The 20186-nt window shown below is 43.5% G+C and carries 16 protein-coding genes; 6 read left to right on the top strand and 10 right to left on the bottom strand.

The window, feature by feature from the left end; genetic code table 11:
- The 4 genes from LAQ65_RS10230 to LAQ65_RS10215 all read right to left on the bottom strand — a co-directional run bounded on the left by LAQ65_RS10230 (nucleotide 1) and on the right by LAQ65_RS10215 (nucleotide 5656).
- The gene (locus LAQ65_RS10230; protein WP_224116869.1) at nucleotides 1-1968 is read right to left on the bottom strand and encodes a glycoside hydrolase family 127 protein; all 1968 of its coding nucleotides are present in this window, start codon (nucleotides 1966-1968) and stop codon (nucleotides 1-3) included.
- A gap of 6 nt (nucleotides 1969-1974) precedes the next feature.
- Nucleotides 1975-3126 (bottom strand): cystathionine gamma-synthase, encoded by a 1152-nt coding sequence (locus LAQ65_RS10225; RefSeq protein WP_224116868.1) that lies wholly within the window; start codon nucleotides 3124-3126, stop codon nucleotides 1975-1977.
- 65 nt (nucleotides 3127-3191) lie between these two features.
- Complete coding sequence (asnB, locus tag LAQ65_RS10220) at nucleotides 3192-5057, bottom strand: asparagine synthase (glutamine-hydrolyzing) (protein WP_224116867.1); 1866 nt, start codon at nucleotides 5055-5057, stop codon at nucleotides 3192-3194.
- 35 nt (nucleotides 5058-5092) lie between these two features.
- Nucleotides 5093-5656 carry a DUF2911 domain-containing protein gene (locus LAQ65_RS10215; RefSeq protein ID WP_224116866.1) on the bottom strand — a complete coding sequence of 188 codons (564 nt, stop codon included), beginning with the start codon at nucleotides 5654-5656 and terminating at the stop codon, nucleotides 5093-5095.
- A 125-nt stretch (nucleotides 5657-5781) separates the two neighbouring features.
- Here LAQ65_RS10215 and LAQ65_RS10210 point away from each other — a divergent pair, with 125 nt between their 5' ends.
- Nucleotides 5782-7074: an acetyl-CoA hydrolase/transferase family protein gene (locus LAQ65_RS10210; RefSeq protein WP_224116865.1), complete on the top strand. Its 1293-nt coding sequence runs from the start codon at nucleotides 5782-5784 to the stop codon at nucleotides 7072-7074.
- On the opposite strand, the gene LAQ65_RS10205 is transcribed toward LAQ65_RS10210, so the two are convergent.
- Both LAQ65_RS10205 and LAQ65_RS10200 read right to left on the bottom strand, forming a co-directional pair.
- Nucleotides 7055-7660, bottom strand: a complete 606-nt coding sequence (locus tag LAQ65_RS10205; protein WP_224116864.1) for an acyl carrier protein phosphodiesterase — start codon at nucleotides 7658-7660, stop codon at nucleotides 7055-7057. The genes LAQ65_RS10210 and LAQ65_RS10205 overlap by 20 nt on opposite strands.
- Nucleotides 7657-8787 (bottom strand): alpha/beta hydrolase family protein, encoded by a 1131-nt coding sequence (locus LAQ65_RS10200; protein ID WP_224116863.1) that lies wholly within the window; start codon nucleotides 8785-8787, stop codon nucleotides 7657-7659. Before LAQ65_RS10200 ends, LAQ65_RS10205 begins: the two co-directional genes overlap by 4 nt.
- A 339-nt stretch (nucleotides 8788-9126) precedes the next feature.
- Here LAQ65_RS10200 and LAQ65_RS10195 point away from each other — a divergent pair, with 339 nt between their 5' ends.
- The 3 genes from LAQ65_RS10195 to LAQ65_RS10185 all read left to right on the top strand — a co-directional run bounded on the left by LAQ65_RS10195 (nucleotide 9127) and on the right by LAQ65_RS10185 (nucleotide 11159).
- Complete coding sequence (locus LAQ65_RS10195; RefSeq protein ID WP_224116862.1) at nucleotides 9127-9573, top strand: hypothetical protein; 447 nt, start codon at nucleotides 9127-9129, stop codon at nucleotides 9571-9573.
- A 57-nt stretch (nucleotides 9574-9630) separates the two neighbouring features.
- The gene (locus LAQ65_RS10190) at nucleotides 9631-10083 is read left to right on the top strand and encodes a hypothetical protein (RefSeq protein ID WP_224116861.1); all 453 of its coding nucleotides are present in this window, start codon (nucleotides 9631-9633) and stop codon (nucleotides 10081-10083) included.
- Nucleotides 10084-10184: 101 nt separating this feature from the next.
- Entirely contained in the window at nucleotides 10185-11159 is a 975-nt protein-coding gene (locus LAQ65_RS10185; RefSeq protein ID WP_224116860.1) for a deoxyhypusine synthase family protein, read from the top strand.
- 153 nt (nucleotides 11160-11312) lie between these two features.
- On the opposite strand, the gene LAQ65_RS10180 is transcribed toward LAQ65_RS10185, so the two are convergent.
- The 3 genes from LAQ65_RS10180 to tatC all read right to left on the bottom strand — a co-directional run bounded on the left by LAQ65_RS10180 (nucleotide 11313) and on the right by tatC (nucleotide 14246).
- The gene (locus LAQ65_RS10180; RefSeq protein ID WP_224116859.1) at nucleotides 11313-12845 is read right to left on the bottom strand and encodes a M28 family peptidase; all 1533 of its coding nucleotides are present in this window, start codon (nucleotides 12843-12845) and stop codon (nucleotides 11313-11315) included.
- Nucleotides 12846-12911: 66 nt separating this feature from the next.
- Nucleotides 12912-13364: a ribose 5-phosphate isomerase B gene (rpiB, locus tag LAQ65_RS10175; protein ID WP_224116858.1), complete on the bottom strand. Its 453-nt coding sequence runs from the start codon at nucleotides 13362-13364 to the stop codon at nucleotides 12912-12914.
- Between the two features lie 27 nt (nucleotides 13365-13391).
- The gene (gene tatC, locus LAQ65_RS10170; RefSeq protein ID WP_224116857.1) at nucleotides 13392-14246 is read right to left on the bottom strand and encodes a twin-arginine translocase subunit TatC; all 855 of its coding nucleotides are present in this window, start codon (nucleotides 14244-14246) and stop codon (nucleotides 13392-13394) included.
- 124 nt (nucleotides 14247-14370) lie between these two features.
- Between tatC and LAQ65_RS10165 the strand changes: the two genes are divergently transcribed.
- Nucleotides 14371-14544, top strand: coding sequence for a hypothetical protein (locus tag LAQ65_RS10165; protein WP_224116856.1), 174 nt, complete (start codon nucleotides 14371-14373; stop codon nucleotides 14542-14544).
- A gap of 89 nt (nucleotides 14545-14633) precedes the next feature.
- On the opposite strand, the gene LAQ65_RS10160 is transcribed toward LAQ65_RS10165, so the two are convergent.
- Nucleotides 14634-18395: a DEAD/DEAH box helicase gene (locus tag LAQ65_RS10160; RefSeq protein WP_224116855.1), complete on the bottom strand. Its 3762-nt coding sequence runs from the start codon at nucleotides 18393-18395 to the stop codon at nucleotides 14634-14636.
- Nucleotides 18396-18545: 150 nt separating this feature from the next.
- Between LAQ65_RS10160 and LAQ65_RS10155 the strand changes: the two genes are divergently transcribed.
- Entirely contained in the window at nucleotides 18546-20186 is a 1641-nt protein-coding gene (locus LAQ65_RS10155; RefSeq protein WP_224116854.1) for a M28 family peptidase, read from the top strand.

Raw genomic sequence — 20186 nt, 5'->3', positions numbered from 1 at the left:
TTATTGATTAACCTTCAGTTCGCGGAAAGCAGTGGGTAGCCATACCTGCATTTCGCCGGCGCCGCGGTTATTCCATACAAAAAACGGGATAGCTTTCACGGGTTTGTTTACAAGATCAACTCCCTGACCGTCGGCACTTATAACAAGCAATTTCGCAGGCAGGGTAATTGTATTTATGCCCCCCAATAAACCTGGTTCATACTGTACCGAAAAATCCGATCTGTCCGGAACAATAAAATTCATGGCTTGCTGCTGGTTGTCTGCACCCTCCACGCAATACACCATCGGACCATATTGAATTGCAATGCGGCCGGTATTTTGTTTCAATTCAGTTCTACTGGCAATCCGGCGAACATCCATAGGTGTAATAATTTCTACAAGGTCCCCTTTCTTCCAGGCCCTGTCGACCACTGCATAACCCTGTTCCTCTTTGAACAAAACAGGTTTCCCGTTTACGCGAACCTCAAATAATGGATTCTCTTTTTTATCTGAATAATAATACAATCCGCCCGGGGTGGGTTCTTTCAACCAACCCGGTACCCGTAACCTTAGCTGGTAAGGTTTTTTGGGAGCTGCTGTAATTGTTAATGTGGTATTGCCTTTCCAGGGATAACCTGTTTGCATGGATACTGCAAAGAATTCTTTTTTAACCGGCAGTTTAACGTCACTTCCGATATAGAGGTTGATCCAGGTTGCATTCTCAGAACTACTATAAATATAATTACCCAGTGAAGCAATCAGCCGTGCGATGTTAGATGGACAACAAGCGGTTCCGAACCATTCCCTGCGCTGGTAATTTCCTGTGGAAGCCAGGGGGTTTCCATAAAAAAACCGGTCACCACTCAGGGATAAACCATCAAGGGCGCCATTGTATAAACTACGTTCTAATACGTCAATATATTTTGCTTCGCCCGTTAGCATGTTCATGCGCTGGTTCCAGAAAACCATTCCAACAGAAGCGCAGGTTTCACAATAAGCCGATTCATTGGGCAGGTCATAATCCTCACCGAATCCTTCATTTTTACCTTCTGCGCCAATCCCTCCGGTAATATACATGTTCCGGTATACCACATCTTCCCAAATCGTTTTCATGGCTTTTATATAATCCGCATCATTGGTTACTGCAGCAACATCGGCAGCCCCGGTATACATATACATTGCCCGTACGGCATGACCGGTAATTTCCTTCTGGTCTTTTACAGGAACAGCATCCTGGCAATAAGAAGGGTCTTTCCATTCGTCCCAAATCACGCCCTTGCCATAGCCTTTCCCTCTTTGATCAAGGTACCATTGCGCCAGCTCAAGATATTTGCGCTCATTCGTATGATGATATAGCCGCATGAGGGCCAATTCAATTTCCTGGTGTCCGCTTACCCAATGCCTGTTACTCTTCCTGAAAACGGAATCAATGTGGTTTACAAACCTGATGGCCACATCGAGCAATTGCCGCTTCCCTGTTGTGTTATGATAGGCGATTGCCGCCTCTATCAGGTGCCCGGCACAATAATCTTCATGCTTTTCCATGTCGGTCCAGCGGTTGTTAATCCCCGTTAGCTCGTAATAGGTATTAAGGTATCCGTCGGGCAATTGTGCCGCGGCAATTTTAGCGATCCACTCATCGGCTTTTTTTTCGATTGCCGGATCCGGATTATTCTTTAGGGAATAAGCCATTGCCTCAAGAGCCTTATAAACATCAGAATCATCAAAGTAAATGCCTTCGTGCTTACCACTGTGCGCGGCAGCTTTTTCGAAATTCCGGATACGCCCGGTTTTAGTTTCAGTATATAAAATGCAGGCATTAAGCGTACTGGTGGCAACCGTATGCATTCGGCCGCTCCAGAATTCATCAGTAATATTAACCTGTGAGAAATTGACAGGATATAATTTTTGCAGGGATTCCTGCGACTGCACTACTGAAGTTGATAATACACCAGCAATGGCAATACAAACAATGCCTTTCATGTTCATGGGTAATTATTGTGAAATCAAACTTATTGCCTGGTTAAGATCATCTATAAGGTCTTCGGCATCTTCCACACCAACGCTTAAACGGATTAACGAATCTGATAAACCATTTTTAATGCGCTCTTCCCTGGGTATTGAAGCATGGGTCATAGATGCCGGATGATTAATCAGCGATTCAACACCTCCCAGGCTTTCGGCCAGGGAAAATAACCTGGTAGAGGATAAAACTTTTTTAGCTGTATCAACCTTATCATCTTTAAGTTCAAAACTCATCATGCCACCGAACCCGCGCATCTGCTTTTTTGCAACAGCATACCCGGGATGATCTTCAAATCCACACCAGTACACTTTTCCCACTTTGGGATGTTTCCTTAACCAATGGGCAATAAGGGCTCCATTTTCGCAATGCCGCTGCATACGCAGGTGAAGTGTTTTTATACCCCGGAGAGCCAGGAAGCAATCCATGGGACCCGGTACCGCACCGCAGCTTTTCTGGATAAAATACAATTGCTCGCGCAGGGAATCATCATTCATAACCAAAGCCCCCTGGATGATGTCACTATGACCCCCGATATATTTCGTTGAAGAATGCATTACAATATCTGCACCAAGGTCAAGGGGGTTCTGCAGGTAGGGAGAGGCAAAAGTATTGTCTACGCATAGCAGCGCGCCGGCCTTTTTAGAAACACCTGCTATGGCCGCTATATCACTGATATTCATCAATGGGTTGGTGGGTGTTTCCAGCCAGACCAATTTTGTTTTTTGTGTTATAGCGGCTGCAATGTTTGCGGGATTTGTGGTGTCAATATAAACAAAGCGGATCCCGAATTTTTCAAAGATCTTAGTGAAAAGGCGGTAGGTTCCCCCATACATATCATTGGCTGCAATTACTTCATCGCCGGGCTGCAACAGTTTGATAACCGCATCCGTGGCAGCAACACCACTGCTGAATGCAAGACCGTATTTGCCATTTTCAATCTGGGCCAATGCTTCTTCCAGTGCCTTACGGGTTGGATTTTGGGAACGGGCATATTCAAAACCCTTGTTAACCCCGGGCGCCTCCTGAACATACGTTGAAGTCTGGTAAATAGGCGTCATAATTGCACCGGTACTGGGGTCAGGTTCCATACCTGCATGAATGAATTTTGTAGCAAGCTTCATATAGTTATGTGGTGTTTATTTAGATCATCAAAGGTGCGCTAATTTTTTGCAATCGCGACAGCCACTCATTCCAGTGAAGCAATAACCCAGTATCGCCAGTCAAAATTGTTACGCGATTCTGCCGGGGTGTTTAGCTTTTCCGATTTAAGTATTTTTTTATCTAATATATTATTCTGAACGAGTTTGTATTTTGCATCCATCACCCTTTCCTGTACAGCCGGCGTTTTCATCCATTGCAATTGTGGCGGCTCGAAAGCTATTTTCAATTTTTGCCAGCAGGTAGCCGGCGGCAAAACATTCTCCATGCTTTTCCTGAGAATCCATTTGGTATAACCATCTTTCATGCGCCATTCATCTGGTAATGAAAAAATCCATTGTACGAGTTCGTGTTGCAAAAAGGGTAGTCTTACTTCGCGGCTGTGTGCCATACTATTGCGATCGGCATACCGCAGCAATTCGGGCAATTTACCCATGGTAGTATCATAATACAACAAATCACGCAAGCCTGTCACCATTGGCTTGTACAATGATCCGGCCGGGTGATAGGCTTCTATGTATGCCTTGTTTACCAGTGGCAGGTTCCTGATTTTGGCAGATTGCCTGGAAATCAGTTGTGATTGCGCAGCTGCAGGAAATAAAGCTGCCAGGTAGTTTTTTAAACCCCACGGAACATGCAGCCCATGCCTGCGGAACAAAGCAAGTTCCCTGCGTTGCCTGGCCCAATTCCCTGACCGCCATTCTTCTTGCAGGAACCAGGGAATATATTGAGGATATCCGCCCAAAATTTCGTCGGCCCCCTGACCATCCAGCAAAACAGTAACGCCATGTTGTTTCGCCAGTTCAAAAACTTTATACTGAACCAGGACACTGGCTGATCCAATGGGTTCTTCCTGGTGCCAAAGCAAGCGGTCAAAATCGGAAACAAGGTTTTCAGCAGCTGGACTGGTTTGGCGGCTTGTGAAGCCAATTTCCTTACTGAGGCTATTGATGAGTGCCGATTCATCTTTTTCAAAGCCGGGGAAAGTGGCTGAAAAACCCTGGAACCCGGCAATTTCCAGCCTGCTGGCCAGGGCAGCAATAGATCCGCTGTCTACACCACCACTAAGCGAAGTGCCGGTTTGTACATCTGCCCGCAGGCGCAACTGCACGGAAGTATTCAGTTTCTCCTGAAGCAAACGGATTGCTTCTGGTAATGAACCTCCGAATTTTTGCCGGGTATCAATATCCCAATAACGGATACTTTCAGGTTTCGAGTACCCTTCCTTTCCCGGCAGGATATACATAAAACTGGAAGCAGGCAATTGAAAAATGCCTTTGTAAAATGATTTTTCGGGAGCTATTGGGTAACCGGTATTTCCGGTGGAAAGGAAGAGTAAAACCTGGCCTTCGTCCATTATCCTGGGCACCCCAAGAGCCCAAATAGCTTTGATTTCAGAGGCAAATAAAAATCTTCCGTCAGGATCTTCGTGAAAAAAAAGTGGCTTTTCCCCGAAACGGTCCCTGGCTAAAAAAAGCCTTTGCTCCAATTCATCCCAGATGGCCATTGCAAACATGCCGTCGAATTGCAACAGGCATTTTTCCCGGTATTCATGAAAAGCTGCCAGGATGACTTCTGTATCGGATAATGTCCTGAAACTATGCCCCTTTGCTATTAACTGCTCCCTGAGCTCGATATAGTTATACAATTCACCATTATAGGTGATGGTGTACCGGTTTTCAAAATGCATGGGTTGGGTTGCTGCCGCACTTGTGTCAATTACGGCCAGCCTGCGGTGTCCCAGTGTTATCTCGCCAGAGAGGTTTTGCCAGGAACCTTCGCCATCCGGGCCGCGATGGGCCAGCTGGTCTGTCATGGTTTTTATATCCAATAAATCCCTGGCCAAACTTTCATTTTGGCGAACAGGAGATATGATTCCTGCAATTCCGCACATACTGTAAATATCAGGTAAAGCGGTAAAAGCCGCGGCTAAAAAAAGCTGATAGGGAGCCTCACGATTTCATCGTCCCAGCCAATAACCAGGCTTATAGCACCATTGGTCTTCTCAAAACAGATACCTAAAGCCTCTGTTTCTTCACCATTACGAACAACAGGAACATCCACCCTCACCACATCCTTCAGGGAATCGTAGCGAAAAGCACCCCATGTATCAGTCTCTTTATTAAGTATGATCGTCCATTTATCAGCGGTAGGAATAGAATACAGGGTATATTTTCCTTTTTTTACTCTTTTATCACCAATTTTGGCATCGCGGTACAACTCCAGTTCTGTCGCTTCATTGGCGCCCATTCTCCATACTGAACCATATTCAACCAGTTCCCCAAACACTTTCCTGCCACTTTTTTGCGGACGGCTGTAAATTACTCTTGCCATTAGTGGCTCAGTTACTTTATCCTGGATTTTCAGGATTGGGTAATTAACGGGGTAGTAACTCATATCCATGGGCGATTTGTCGACCGCTGGAAAACGACTCTGGGCCATTGTTGCCAGGCAGATAAAAAAAGAAAGTACCAGGAGGTTTGCTCTTTTCATACTCAACGAAGGGGTTTGCATAAGTGCTAAAATTAACACAGTCCGGTAACAATTTTCATTCCATAATATGATATTCCTCAACATTCATCATAAACCATATGGTTTAAATTTGCGAAAACTTATTCATGCGACCACCCATCAAGTATTCAACCCCGGAAGAAGCACTTTCAATCATACAATCGGGACACCGGGTCTTTATTCACGGTAGTGCACATACGCCATCATTCATGATGAAACACCTGGCTGCACAGGCACACAGGTTACGTGATGTTGAGTTGGTGAATATCACCGTTTACGGCGATATGATCGTTGACAAGCCAGAATTTTATGGACATTTTCACATAAACTCATTATTTGTTTCCGCCAGTATCCGCGAGGCTGTTCGTGAAGGAAGGGCAGATTATGTACCTGTTTTCCTTAGTGAAATTCCAGAACTTTTTAAAAGAGGGATACTACCCCTTGACGTGGCCATTGTGCATGTTTCCCTGCCTGACCAGCACGGCTACTGTTCGCTTGGCGTTTCAGTAGACATTGCCCGGTCTGCCGTTAACACCGCACGCTTTGTAATTGCCCAGGTAAACCCCAATGTGCCCAGAACGCATGGGGACGGTATGGTTCATGTAAACCGGTTCTCGGCAATGGTATATTGTGAAGACCCCCTGCATGAAGCTGCTTTTGGCAAGGCAATTACCGAGGAGGAATTGAAAATTGGCGAATATATCGCCGGACTGATTGAGGACAGAAGCACTTTGCAAATGGGCATTGGGTCAATCCCCGATGCTGTGTTGAAATGCCTGAATAACCATAAAGACCTTGGAGTACATACTGAAATGTTCAGTGATGGCATTATTGACCTGGTAGAAAATGATGTGATCAATAATAAATACAAACACATCCACCCGAATAAATGTGTTACTGGTTTTGCCCTCGGATCAAAACGGCTCTATAATTATGTAAATGACAACCCCGCCTTTGCTTTCCTGGATATCGATTATGTGAATGAAACATCTGTTATCCGCAGGAATCCCAAAATGGTTGCCATAAACAGTGCTGTGGAAATTGACCTGACCGGCCAGGTTTGTGCTGATTCCATAGGGACCTACCAATATTCCGGCATCGGCGGGCAAATGGATTTCATGCGGGGATCTGCTTTAAGTGAAGGTGGAAAACCTATTATAGCACTTCCCTCCAGGACTAAAAAAGGGCTTTCCCGTATTGTGCCTTTCCTGAAAACCGGCGCTGGGGTAGTAACCACACGTGGGCATATCCATTATGTGGCTACAGAATTTGGAATTGCCTATTTATACGGTAAAAACCTGCGGCAAAGGGCACACGCACTGATTAATATCGCACATCCCGATGACCAGGAATCGCTGGACCGTGCCTGCCACGAACGTTTTAAAGTGTTTCCGGGTTAATCAATAGTTTCCGGTAATAATTATTTACAAAAAGCAGCAATTCTGGAAAAAATCGCTGGTAACATTTTTCGAGGAAATCATATTCTGCTTCAAAAACAGCAAAGGCGGTGCGGCTGTCATCCAAATACCTGGCGCGACGCACGAGGCCTTCCATACTTCTTTCTATGCCACTGCGCTGCTGGTAATTAGCTAGCCAGTCCTGGCTTTTCATATAAGGATACATTCCCGCAAACCGGTCGGGAAAATGTTCCTGGTGCTTACCCATTGCTGAATATACCCACTGACTAAAGTCTGGCAGGCTATTGCCAGGGAAAGCAAGGGTATCTGCAGCCAGGTAATGATCATACACGACATCAACAAATGCACCGGCATACAGGCCCACAGCCGGTCTAAATACTTTCCTGGCCATTGCGTTTACCGGATGTTGATCTGTAAAGCTATCTATTGCCCGATGCAATTGAATACCGAGCTGGATTCCAGGCGGATAATTAAACTTCGCCTTACCCTTAACGTAGTCACTGATCATATTGCCAACCAGCAGTTCCGGCTGACGGAAAGAAAGATATGCGTGGGCAAGTAAGTTCATTTTGCAGAAATTTCTTTTTGTAACCAATCCCCTATTGTTTGCAGTGCTACCGGGGATATGCTCTCAGATAAAGTGGCATACTCGGGAAAGGTACATGCCTTGCAGGTTTGGAAAAGATGGTTCAGGCCGGGCAGTTCTTCTACCTGGTAATGTTTTGTGGAAGAAACCGCAAGACAACTACGGATGCCCTCGAGGTTGGAAGCCGGAATTACCTGGATATCCTTACTGCCATTTAGCGCCAATACTTTACAGTGCAATTTTTTCAGGTACGGCTGTGGATCAAATAGCAGGAAGGCCCTGAACCAGGGGGTGTACACCTGCTGAACGACAAGGCTAACATACCGGTTGAAACTTGTTTCATCATGTATCCCAGTGGTGGCCATTACCCTATTGGGATGTTCGGTAAGCTGCCAATCTTTAAGCGCTGCAGTTAGCAAGGCTTTTGCTGTTCCGGTATCAGGTGCCGCTGCCAGTTTAGGCATTATTGCAGAAAAAAATACACTATAATCCTTCGCGGCCAATGAATCTATTCCGCTGCTCTTCAGTACGGCCTCGTTCTGCTCAGCCATTAACCTGTATACAGGTATACCCGGGCCAGCCATTAAAATTATAAATTTGATATCCTTGTTTGATGCAGCAACGAGTGGCGCTATCATACCACCTTCACTATGTCCCAGCAAACCAATTTTATCTTTCCTCACATCCTTTCTCTTTTTCAGGAATTCAATGTGATTATTTACGTCTTGTGCAAAATCATAAGTAGTGGACTGTGAAAAATTACCACTTGACCTTCCTATTCCCCGGTCATCAACACGCATTACCAGGTATCCCTGCCGCGTTAAAAAATCAGCAAGTACTGCAAATGGTTTATGGTTGAAAATTGTTTCATCGCGGTCTTGTGCACCTGACCCGGTAATCAATATTATAGCAGGAAAGGGGCCGGCACCATTGGGAATTGTTAGCGTAACACCATACCTCAAAGAATCCGGGCCTTGCTGGTATACAAGCGTGTCAACAATATATGGGAAGGGTGGTTGCGGTGTTTGCGGTTTTATACTATTTGCTGGTTGTGAAAAAGACAATTTAAAACTTCCAAGCAGACAGATCACGATAAGATATTTATACATAGCCGCTGATTATTTAATTGAAGTTACAATCTTCAATACGAAGATTACATGATAAGTTCTGTCACCATTCTGTAATTATCATTTCCACTTCTCTAATTTAACCATGGATTAACCCGGATTTATTTTTTAATTAACATATTTTATCAAATACAGTACTGGCAAGGCTTTTAAAGGATATTTAAATGCCCGGAAAAGCTAAATGCGTTTTCCAAGATAAGTTTTATTGCTATTGTTTGCCACCAATCACTATTCACTTGATGACCGTCTGTAACCTTAATACTTTTACATCGTCATATTATTCAAACGCACATTAATCATTAAACCTTTAAATTTTTATTTATGAAAAAGATTATTTTAATCGCAGCAACAGCATTCGTTAGCCTTGCAAGTTTTGCAAACGTTGATCCTATTACCGGAAAAGTGCAGGAAGCATTCCGCACTACATTTTCAACAGCTAAAAACGTTCAGTGGAAATCACTGGAAGAAGCAGGTTTATTCCAGGCAACATTTAATTACCAGAACAGTGAGTTGAATGCATACTATAATGCGGATGGAGAAATGGTAGCCGTTGCACGTTATATCAACAAAGAAAATCTTCCTATACTGGTAACCCAAAAGATACAGGAGAGATTTCCAGAGCATATTGTGCTGAATGTTATTGAGCATATCAGCTACGGAATTACCACTTACCATTTAACACTGCATAGTGCAAAATCATCAATGGTTGTTAGTGTTAGTCCTGAAGGCGATATCAGTGTAACTAAAAAAATAAAAAATAAACTGTAACCATTTTAAGACAAGCAACGTCTTAATAAGCAACAAGAAATTATCAAACCTAATACAATGAAAAAGATTATCACAGGCATCATGGCATTGGTCTTACTGACAGCATCAGCCACATTTGCCAATACACCAGATAACAAAAACGGTGTAGCAGAAAAAGTTCAAACTTCTTTCAAAAAAGAATTTTCCAAAGCAGAGAATATTACCTGGTCAAAGGTGAACGAACTCTACAGGGCGCAGTTTGTGTTAAATGGACATGTGGTGTTTGCTTTCCTGAATGAAGATGGCGAAGTTGTAAGTGCATACCGAAACATTCTTTCTACCCAATTGCCATTGCAATTGTTGTCCCAAATTAAACAAGACTATTCTGATTACTGGATTAACGAACTTGTTGAGCTGACTAAAGACAAAGAAACCAGCTACTATGTATCATTAGAAAATGGTAACGATCAAATCGTTTTAAAAAGTGAAAACGGCATTAACTGGACTGTATATTCAAAAATTAAAAAATAGTCGGATTTTTCTCTGAGGTTATGTTGGAAACAAACAGCTTTGCCCACTGGCAGGGCTGTTTTATTTTTCCGCTACCTTTGTCGCCTAAAATCAGAATAATCATGAGTAAAGGCCCGGTTTCGCAATTTATACAGCATCATTACCGCCATTTTAATTCAGCCGCCCTGGTAGATGCGGCAAAAGGTTATGAAACCCACCTGCTGGAAGGTGGTAAAATGATGGTTACCCTTGCCGGAGCCATGAGTACTGCAGAATTAGGTGTATCCCTTGCCGAAATGATCAGGCAGGATAAAATTCATATTATTTCCTGTACCGGGGCAAACCTTGAAGAAGATGTAATGAATCTTGTCGCCCATTCCCATTACCGCAGGATTCCCAATTATCGTGACCTTACCCCACAGGAAGAATGGGATCTGCTGGAAAACCATTATAACCGGGTTACTGACACCTGCATTCCGGAAGAAGAAGCTTTCCGCCGCCTCCAGAAACACCTTGTAAAGCAATGGAAAGATGCTGAAGAAAAAGGTGAGCGCTATTTCCCGCATGAATTTTTATATAAGGTTGTTTTAAGTGGGGATCTTGAACAGTATTATGAAATCGATCCGAAAGACAGCTGGATCATTGCGGCTGCACAAAAGAACATTCCGATTGTAGTGCCCGGTTGGGAAGACAGTACCACAGGTAATATTTTCGCCAGTTATGTTATTAAAAATGAGCTCAAGGCAAGTACCGTAAAAAATGGCATTGAATATATGGTTTGGCTGGCAGACTGGTACCGCCAGAACAGTGGTGGAAAAGGGGTTGGGTTTTTTCAGATAGGCGGTGGCATAGCAGGTGATTTCCCGATTTGCGTAGTGCCGATGATGTACCAGGACCTTGAATGGCATGATGTGCCATTCTGGGGTTATTTCTGCCAGATCAGTGACAGTACAACTTCATTCGGCTCATATAGTGGTGCGGTTCCCAATGAAAAGATTACCTGGGGCAAATTAAGTATCGAGACCCCCAAATTTATTGTAGAAAGCGACGCCACAATTGTTGCCCCATTAATGTTTGCTTATATACTGGGTTGGTAAAAGACCCCTCCCATACAGAAAAACCCGCCAGAGTGGCGGGTTTTTTCATTTTAAGGGTACGGATCAAAACCATTTATAAGAAGTATGGATTAATCTTATTTATACCTGGTCAGACTTAAATTATAATCACAAGTTTAATCCACTTCAAAAAAATTAACGGGTCATAGTTGGGATAGGCAGGTCGCGTTTGATCTGGTCATTCCTGTTAGCCATTTCCCAGGCTGTATAAAAAACAAGCTGTGCTCGCTTACGTAATAAGGTATAATTGATCTTATCGGGTGTATCAGTAGGCTTATGGTAATCCGCCTGCAACATGCCGTCATAATAGAATATAACCGGAACACCTACTTTGGCAAAATTGTAGTGGTCGCTCCTGAAGTAAATCTGGTTAAGGTCATTAGGATCATTGAATTTATAATCCAGGGTCATTTTAATGTATTTTTTATTCATTGCCTCACTGATAGGTTTCAGCTCAGTACTCAGCTTATCATCACCCACCACATATACATAATTGAGGGTATCGGCCAATTTGCGTTCTGTATCAACCCTTCCAATCATATCAATATTAAGGTCAGCGGTAGCTTTTTCGATTGGAATTGAAGGATGCCCGCTGAAATATTCAGAACCCCAGAGCCCTTTTTCTTCGCCACTTACCGTCATGAAAAGTACATTCCTGCGCGGACCCATTCCTGCGGCTTTTGCTTTTGCAAAGGCCTCTGCAATTTCAAGCACCCCAACAGTTCCCGAACCGTCATCGTCTGCACCATAATAAATGACATCCCCTTTTTTGCCCAGGTGGTCATAGTGTGCTGTAACAATCAACCATTCGTCCTTCTTATCGGTGCCTTCAATATAGCCCAGCACATTGCTGCTTTCAAGCTGCTGAACGGACTTATTCAATTCAATAAGGGTATTGGCAGGGTAAATTTTGGCCGCAACCTGGCCTGTTTTACCAGCCTGTACTAATCCGGACCAGTCTTTGCCAATAATTGCTGCGGCTACATCAGGGGAAATAGAATAGAAGCTGGCCGGAACTTTAGCAGTAAATAAGTTGGTATACATATTCCCCGTTGTGATGGCATCTTTCCTGGGAAAGCCTGGAGCAACGAGCAATACTGCTGCTGCCCCTTTCTTTGCGGCGTTTAGGTATTTACCATAAAGTCCATTGGGCGCGCGCCATCCCTTTTTACTGGTTTTGAAGCCTTCCGGCGAACCATCCAGAATCAGTACCAGTTTACCCGTCACATCCATGCTGCCATAATCGTCATAAGCTGAGTCAACAATACCATGGCCAACAAATACTGCTTCGGAAAAATACTGTCCGCCTGGCCTGGTCATTTGCAGGAAGGGCTGAAAATCGTTATTAACAGTAAACGTTTTTCCATTAACCTGAAACTTACTGTCGATCAATGAATCGCGGTAAACGGGAAAGCCCATTTGGTAACTTCCCTGGTTGCCGGGGAGCAGCCCCAGGTTTTTGAAATGTTGTTCAATATAGGCTGCAGCTTTACGCTGCCCCTCTGTAGCCGTTTCACGGCCTTCCATATCTGCTCCGGCAACTATATAAAGATGGTTGCGGAGGTCATTTTCAGTGATGGTGGCAGCAAATTTCTCCGGATTGCTTTTTTTCTGCGCAATCGCCAGGGTGGCCGGGAGCAGACCCAGCAATAGACATAATTTTCTCATGGAATTATATAATGAATGAAATATTAAGATAACAATCCTGTCGGTTCGGTGAGCAGTAAAATAAGCTTAACTGCAACCAATTTTATTAACCCTTGTGGCATGGCGGCCACCTTCAAAGGGTGTTTCAATAAATGTATTTACAAGCTGTATCACTTCCTGCTCAGAAAGAAACCGGGCGGGCAAACAAAGCATATTGGCATTATTGTGCTGCCTTACCAACTGGGCAACATCATTAGTCCAGCAAAGGCCTGCCCTTATGCCGGCATGCTTATTTGCTGTAATCGCCACTCCATTAGCGCTGCCACAGATTAATATCCCAAAAGCAGATTTACCCTGTTCAACACTATCTGCTGTGGGGTGTGCAAAATCAGGATAATCAACAGATTCCGGTCCGTTGGTGCCAAAATCATTTACCCGCCAGCCCTGGCTTAACAAATAGTTTTTAATTAGTTCCTTGTAGGCGTATCCTGCGTGGTCGCAGCCTATGGCAATAGGCAATTGTTTTGAAAAATCTGACATGGTATCTACATCTGTCTTATTGAATAATTAACTCCATTCTTCCTCAGACAATTTATTTTCGCCGTTTTCTTTATTTACCCTGGCGGCAATGCTGATGCTGATTTCATATAAAAGCCAAAGGGGAATAGTAACAATTAACTGGCTAACAACGTCCGGGGGTGTAATTACAGCAGCAATAACCAATATAACAACTATTGCAAATTTGCGATAGGTGCGCAAAAAACTGGCAGTTAAAACGCCCACTTTTGCAAGGAAATATACAACCAGGGGCAACTGAAATACAACCCCTGTTCCCAATACCAACGATACGATATTATCTAAATAATCAGTAACGGTAAACGTATTCTGGATCAATGGACTAAGGGTGTAAGCAGCAAAGAAATTCACGGTATAAGGGGCAATCAGAAAGTACCCGAAACTAATTCCGGTAAAAAACAGAAAAGAGACCCAGAAAATCACACCACGGGTTTTCTTAAGTTCTTTTTCAGTAAGTGCCGGCTTAATAAATTTCCAAAACTCCCAGAATACAAATGGAAAGGCAACTATGAAACCGCCGACAAATGCTATTGTAAAGCTCATCATGAACTGAGAGCTCATTTCCGTGCTGATCAGCTTTAGGTTAATATCAGAAAGGCACATCGCATCACCCAACCCTACCCGGTGACTCACTGAACATAATATGCGATAAGTTATAAAATCTTTATTTGCCGGCCCCATCACAACCCTGCCAAAGAAAAAGTCCATATAAATGAACACTACGATCGCACCCGCCATAATTGCCAGGAGCGACCTGAAAATATGCCAGCGGAGGGCTTCGAGATGATCAATAAATGACATTTCAGCCCCTGTTGATGAATTCCTGTTGAATATACTTTTTGCCATAATAAATGAAAGCCCGCAAATTTAAGGATTCAAAGGTCTGCGATCACCCCTGATCTGTTGTTGCCTGCAATAATATTGCAGAAACTTCGTTTGTCCGGTATAATTAACCTCCAAAAAGACACCGATGAAAAAAAATGACATGTATTTTAATACACATGCGATTAAGATTAATCAGGAGAGTTACCGTTCCGGATTAAATATTACCCGTTTTGTCAAATACCTCCTGTCTGTGCTAGTCAGCGGGGAATCTCCTATTGAACACAGGCCTGGATATGCCCGGAATTCACGTCGTTACTAACCCAACCATATATCTGGCACTTACCTCTGAAACCACTTTTGTATGTGCCTTGCCCCACAAATGTGGGGCATTTTTATCTTAACTATTTTTTAACTAAACAGGTATTCCACATCTTCCCTTGTGAGGTTCTTCACAAAACCCTCATCATCTGCAATCAGGTCACGGGCTAATACCCTCTTCCTGTCCTGTAACTGCAGTATTTTATCTTCAATTGTGTCTTTACAAATCATTCGATAGGCAAAAATATTCTTGGTCTGGCCAATCCTGTGCGTGCGGTCGATCGCCTGCTGCTCTACAGCTGGATTCCACCAGGGGTCAACAATGTACACGTAATCTGCCGCCGTTAAGTTAAGACCTACACCACCAGCTTTCAGGGAAATCAGGAAGACCCTGCAATTATCTTCATTCTGGAATCGTTGAATAGCTTTTTCGCGGTCAATGGCAGTAGTGCTTCCATCAAAATATTCATAGTCAACATCAAGGTCCTTTAATTTCTGCCTGATCAGGGCGAGCATACCCAGGAACTGTGAGAAAACCAGCGCTTTGTGGTTGCTGATATTTTCGGTAATCTCACGGCCAAGTTCTTCCAGTTTAATGGAATGGTTTTCAAACTTATCCTGCTCATTCAAAATGGCGGGAGAATCACAGATTTGCCGCAATTTCATTAAGCCCTGCAAAATGGTTAGCTGTGATTTCTGAACACCCTGTGCTTCAATGGTGCCCAAAATCTTATCTCGGAAATCATTCCTGTATGCATCATAAATTTTCCTTTGTTCATCTTCCATTTCACACCAGAGAATGGTTTCTGTCTTTTCAGGAAGGTCTTTGGCGACCTGCTCCTTTGTTCTTCTGAGGATAAATGGAAACAGTATCTTTCTAAGATGGTCTTTACGGTCCTGCTCCCCGAATTTATCAATGGGAATGGCAAATTCCTGGCGGAAAAATTCCATACTGCCCAGCATACCCGGATTCAGGAAATTCATCTGCGCATAGATGTCAAAAGTATTATTCTGCAAGGGAGTACCACTCATGCATAACCGATGCTTCGCCTTCAACAGCGAGGCAGCTTTCGTCACCTTGCTTGCAGGATTCTTAATAGCCTGTGATTCATCAAGCACTACATAATCAAAATCGATATCCACGAGCATTTTTATATCGCTGCGAAGTGTCCCATAAGTGGTGATTATGACATTCTTGTTATCCAGCAACATCTTGTTCCTGGTCCTCTCCCCACCATGATGTATATGGTAAGTAAGATCCGGCGTGAATTTGCGGATTTCATTCTCCCAGTTGAACATCAGCGTAGTTGGACAAACAACCAACGCCCTCAGGCTTTCATGGGTATTCTTGTAGTGCTGCAGGAAACTTAAAGCCTGAACTGTTTTACCAAGACCCATATCATCAGCAAGAATGCCACCCCAGTTCACTTCACTGAGGTAGTTAAGCCATTGAAATCCAAAAGACTGGTATGGTCTCAATATAGGTTGCAGGTGTTTGGGAGGTTCAACTTCCCGTATACTTTTAAATCCCCTTAAGCGGTCATATTTTTCTTCCAGTTGAACGAAAAGCTCTTCTTCATTCCGCTCACTGTACAATTCATCGATAACGCTCATGTGGTATTTGGAGAGACGCAGGTTTTGCGCTTTCCCTTCACCGACACGAAATAACAGGGAGTATTTCTTAATCCACTCCTCTGGTAATATACCCAGCGTGCCGTCATCCAGCTGGACAAATTGTTGTTTGTTCGCCAGTGCCCGCTTAACTTCCGCCACTGTAACTTTCTGGTCACCGAAAATAATATCCACCTTAGCATCAAACCAGTCTGTATTACTGCTGATTTGAATGCGGGTTTGTGGCTTTGCAGTATTGAACCGGAAATTTTTCAGTGCTTCAAATCCATATACCGGCACTTTCATATCATTCATTGCATCAACAAACAGAAAGAACCAGTTATTACGTAAAACATCAACACCTTTTAAAACAAGGTTCTGGGAACCATCGGGCCTGATAAAATTTGAATGCAGTGCCTCCAGTTTTTGCAGGAACTGTGATTCGACATCCTTGTTTCGGTGCACAATCATTACTTTCTCGCCATCGGGAACAATGATCTCATCTTTATCTCCGGGCCTCGTTTCAAATCCTTTATAGGAAAAAATTGGCTGAAAAACCAGGTATTCCCCCTTTTCCTGTAACATTAACCTGCGCTCTGGTTCGCCATCTTTATAAGAGGAAATCAATGCCGGTTCAAATTCAACATGATAATGTTTGGCAAGTGGCAATACTAACTGCCGCAACTGTAATGGCCAGGCAGCTTTAGTGATATTCATGGTGCCTTTGGGCATAAAGGTTTCCACCCGGTTCACATCTTCCTCATTACGCCAGCCGTAAATATTATCATTATATAAAAACAAAAGATTACTTCCCAGTTGGTTTTCGGTTAGTCTTAACTCTGCGCCATTAATTTTAACCCAGCAGCTGATTTCATATTGCTTTTGTTTTTGCTGCACTTTGAAATAAGGTACCAGTGGCTCGGTGACTATCCCAATCGGATGCAGATTTTCGGTCTTAAAAGCTTTACCGGCAGGCAACATAAAAACAAATGGACTATCCGCTATTTCATTCATCAGTTTACGCAACTTGGGTTGCATATACTCCACTACAAGGTGTTTTGTTTCAGCAGGCAGGTCTTCGCTTTCATGGTGAATGATATTTTCCCAGATCCCACTAAATGGTGAGTTTCTGTTCAGGTATTTGGTCAGTTCCCCCTCCTGCATCCGGCGTAAAGCAGGGATCAGTTGCCGGTCGGATTCGGGAAAAACTTCAGCATTTACATATTTTGAGAGATCAATTTTTTCAACCTTTCCCAGGAATTGCTGCTGCTGTTCTTCAGTTTCTCCCTGTATTGCCTCAAGCTGGAATCCGGGATATGTTTTCTGGTACAGATTAAGTACAACACCTACCCGCTGGGCATTCCCGGGTTCTTTTTCGGTAATTTCAGGTTCCTGTTCCTCAAGGGCAACAGCTACGTCCATTGACCTGGGGCGCGTTGCCTGCATTGGATTAATGCGTTTGATGGAAAGATCCAGCACACGCAAAAATGGCTTTCCTTCCTTATACGCAAATTCAAATTTCCCTTTCAGGTCATCATTCAGGCTATAGCCATACGCTTCAAGCAGTTTATTTTTTTCCTTATCCCAGTTCCTGATAGAATCAAAATAATTCGGACCGTATGAATTCAATAATTGCAGCAATACGATCACTTTAGGAAGGCATAAAGGATGTTTCGTATCAACATAATCACAACTGGTATCGAAGTTCCTTTCCTCGTTTTTCCGCAATACCACTTTGTATACTTTGCCATCCAGGTCTACACTGGCTTTTACCACTTCATCTGCTGCTGATTCGATATTGGCTTTTCCGGTACGCAGGTATTTTTCCGCCTCTGTAAATGTTTCGGGGCCGCTCAATAATTTAATTGTTTTCAGGTCAATTGTTTTCATTTTGACCACAGTATGGCGCTGGTCATATTCCACTTCCTCTGCCTGCAATAAATTTTTATCGAGCAATTCCTGCAACTGGATCAGTGCCGCTGCTTCATGCCTGCAGATATCTCCGAGATTGTATGGGCAGCTGCAGCGTACAGACAATGCTTTGGGATCAGAAAATTTCTGGATGTAAACCTTATAATAAGTAGCATAACTATCATCCTTTACCCTGAAAGTAACGGAGCCTAACAGTTCATCATATTCAACCAATTCCACATAACCAATTGCATGAATCTTTTTACCTCGTCTGATCACTTCATCGGTCCCATTGGTATACACATATTTGATAAGGTGCGGTAATGCCATTCGGTATTCGGTTTTTACATCCCTGCATTGCGGGCAGGGCAATCTGCAAAAGTAACGGAAAGAGCGGCAGATAACCATATTATTTCTTCTTTTTTACGGCACGGTATTCGCCGTCGCAGTAATACCTTTGTCACTAAAGCTTTAGTTGCTATGAAACTTTCCCCGCTGATTTTATTGGCTTTGGCCATTTTCGGATCCGGATGCGCCCAGTCGCAGAAATTAAAAAAAGCAGATAAGCAGGTGATCAGCCAATTACAGGGGCATGTCGGCTACCTGGCCGATGATAAGCTGGAAGGGCGCCGTGCCGGAACCCCTGGTGAAGCACTGGCCAAAACCTATATCAGCAAGCAGTTTGAGGCCATCGGACTTGAACCGATGGGGGATGATAAAACCTGGTTCCAGGCGTTTCCCATTTTCGATGGTAAAGATTACCGACAGAATAGTTATTTTTTTATTAATGGTAATGAAATTTCAAAAGAACATTTTTTTCCGTTGGCAACTTCTCCTGAAAATATTGTGGAAGCCATGCCATCAATTGCCCTGAAAGAATCGGGGGTACCCTGGTTCATTGACCTTGAGGCTGAAAAAGAAGCCAACCAGGGCAATCCGCATTTTGATCCCGTTACCAATATCCAGGAGAAAATAAAGGATGCAGCCAAAAAAGGGGCCACCGCACTCATCTTATATAATGATGCCACACAACAGTATAACCCGAAACTTAAAGGCGACCTGCTGCCGATACCGGTTTTCTTCCTGGATTCCATTGAATCAAAAAAATACCTCAGCGACGAAACAGCTTCCCTTGAAATTAAATGTAAAGCCGGTTTCAGGGAAAATAAGCGTACAGGGAATAATGTAATAGGGTATATCAATAACAGAGCTGCATATACGATTATATTAGGTGCACACTATGATCACCTGGGATATGGTGAAGATGGCAATTCGATGTTGCGCACGGGGGAAAAACTGATTCACAATGGTGCCGATGACAACGCCAGTGGTACATCAGCACTTATTGAACTTGCAAGGATGCTGAAAAAAGACAAGAATAAAACTGCCAACTACCTCGTTGTTGCGTTTTCGGGTGAGGAGCTCGGCCTTTTCGGGTCAAAGTATTATACGGAACATCCGGTGAAACCTTTGTCTGAGATAACTTATATGATCAATATGGATATGGTGGGTCGTTTAAATGACAGCAGCCATGCACTTACAATTGGCGGATACGGAACCTCTCCCGCCTGGTCAAATTCATTTTCTTCCCTTTCCGACCCACGCTACCTGACCATTAAATTTGACAGCAGCGGTACCGGACCCAGTGACCATTCTTCTTTTTACAGGAAGGATATCCCTGTTCTTTTCTTTTTCACCGGCTTGCACGCCGATTACCATAAACCTACTGATGATGCAAATCGTATCAATTACGAGGGCGAATACCGAATCATCCAGTTGATTTATTCCCTGATCAAAAAAACTCCTATTGACCAGAAATTGGTGTTTACAAAAACAAGGGAACAACCTGCAGGAAGCTCAACCAGGTTTAGTGTTTCATTGGGGATAATGCCCGATTATAGTTTTAGCGGCGCCGGTGTAAGAGTTGACGGTGTCAGCGATGGCCGGCCCGCCAAAAAAGCAGGGTTGCAGGCAGGGGATATTATTATTCAGCTGGGTGATATCCGCACACCTTCTGTAGAAGATTATATGCAGGCATTAAGTAAATTCAAAAAAGGAGATAAGACTATTGTAAAATTTAAAAGGGCAGCAGCGGAATTAACAGCGGATATTCAATTCTGA

Origin of the sequence: Flavihumibacter profundi, assembly GCF_020076305.1 — a bacterium.
Taxonomy (GTDB): domain Bacteria; phylum Bacteroidota; class Bacteroidia; order Chitinophagales; family Chitinophagaceae; genus Flavihumibacter; species Flavihumibacter profundi.
The sequence above is the reverse complement of the archived record's forward strand: the minus strand, read 5'-3'. Positions and strand labels throughout refer to the sequence as shown.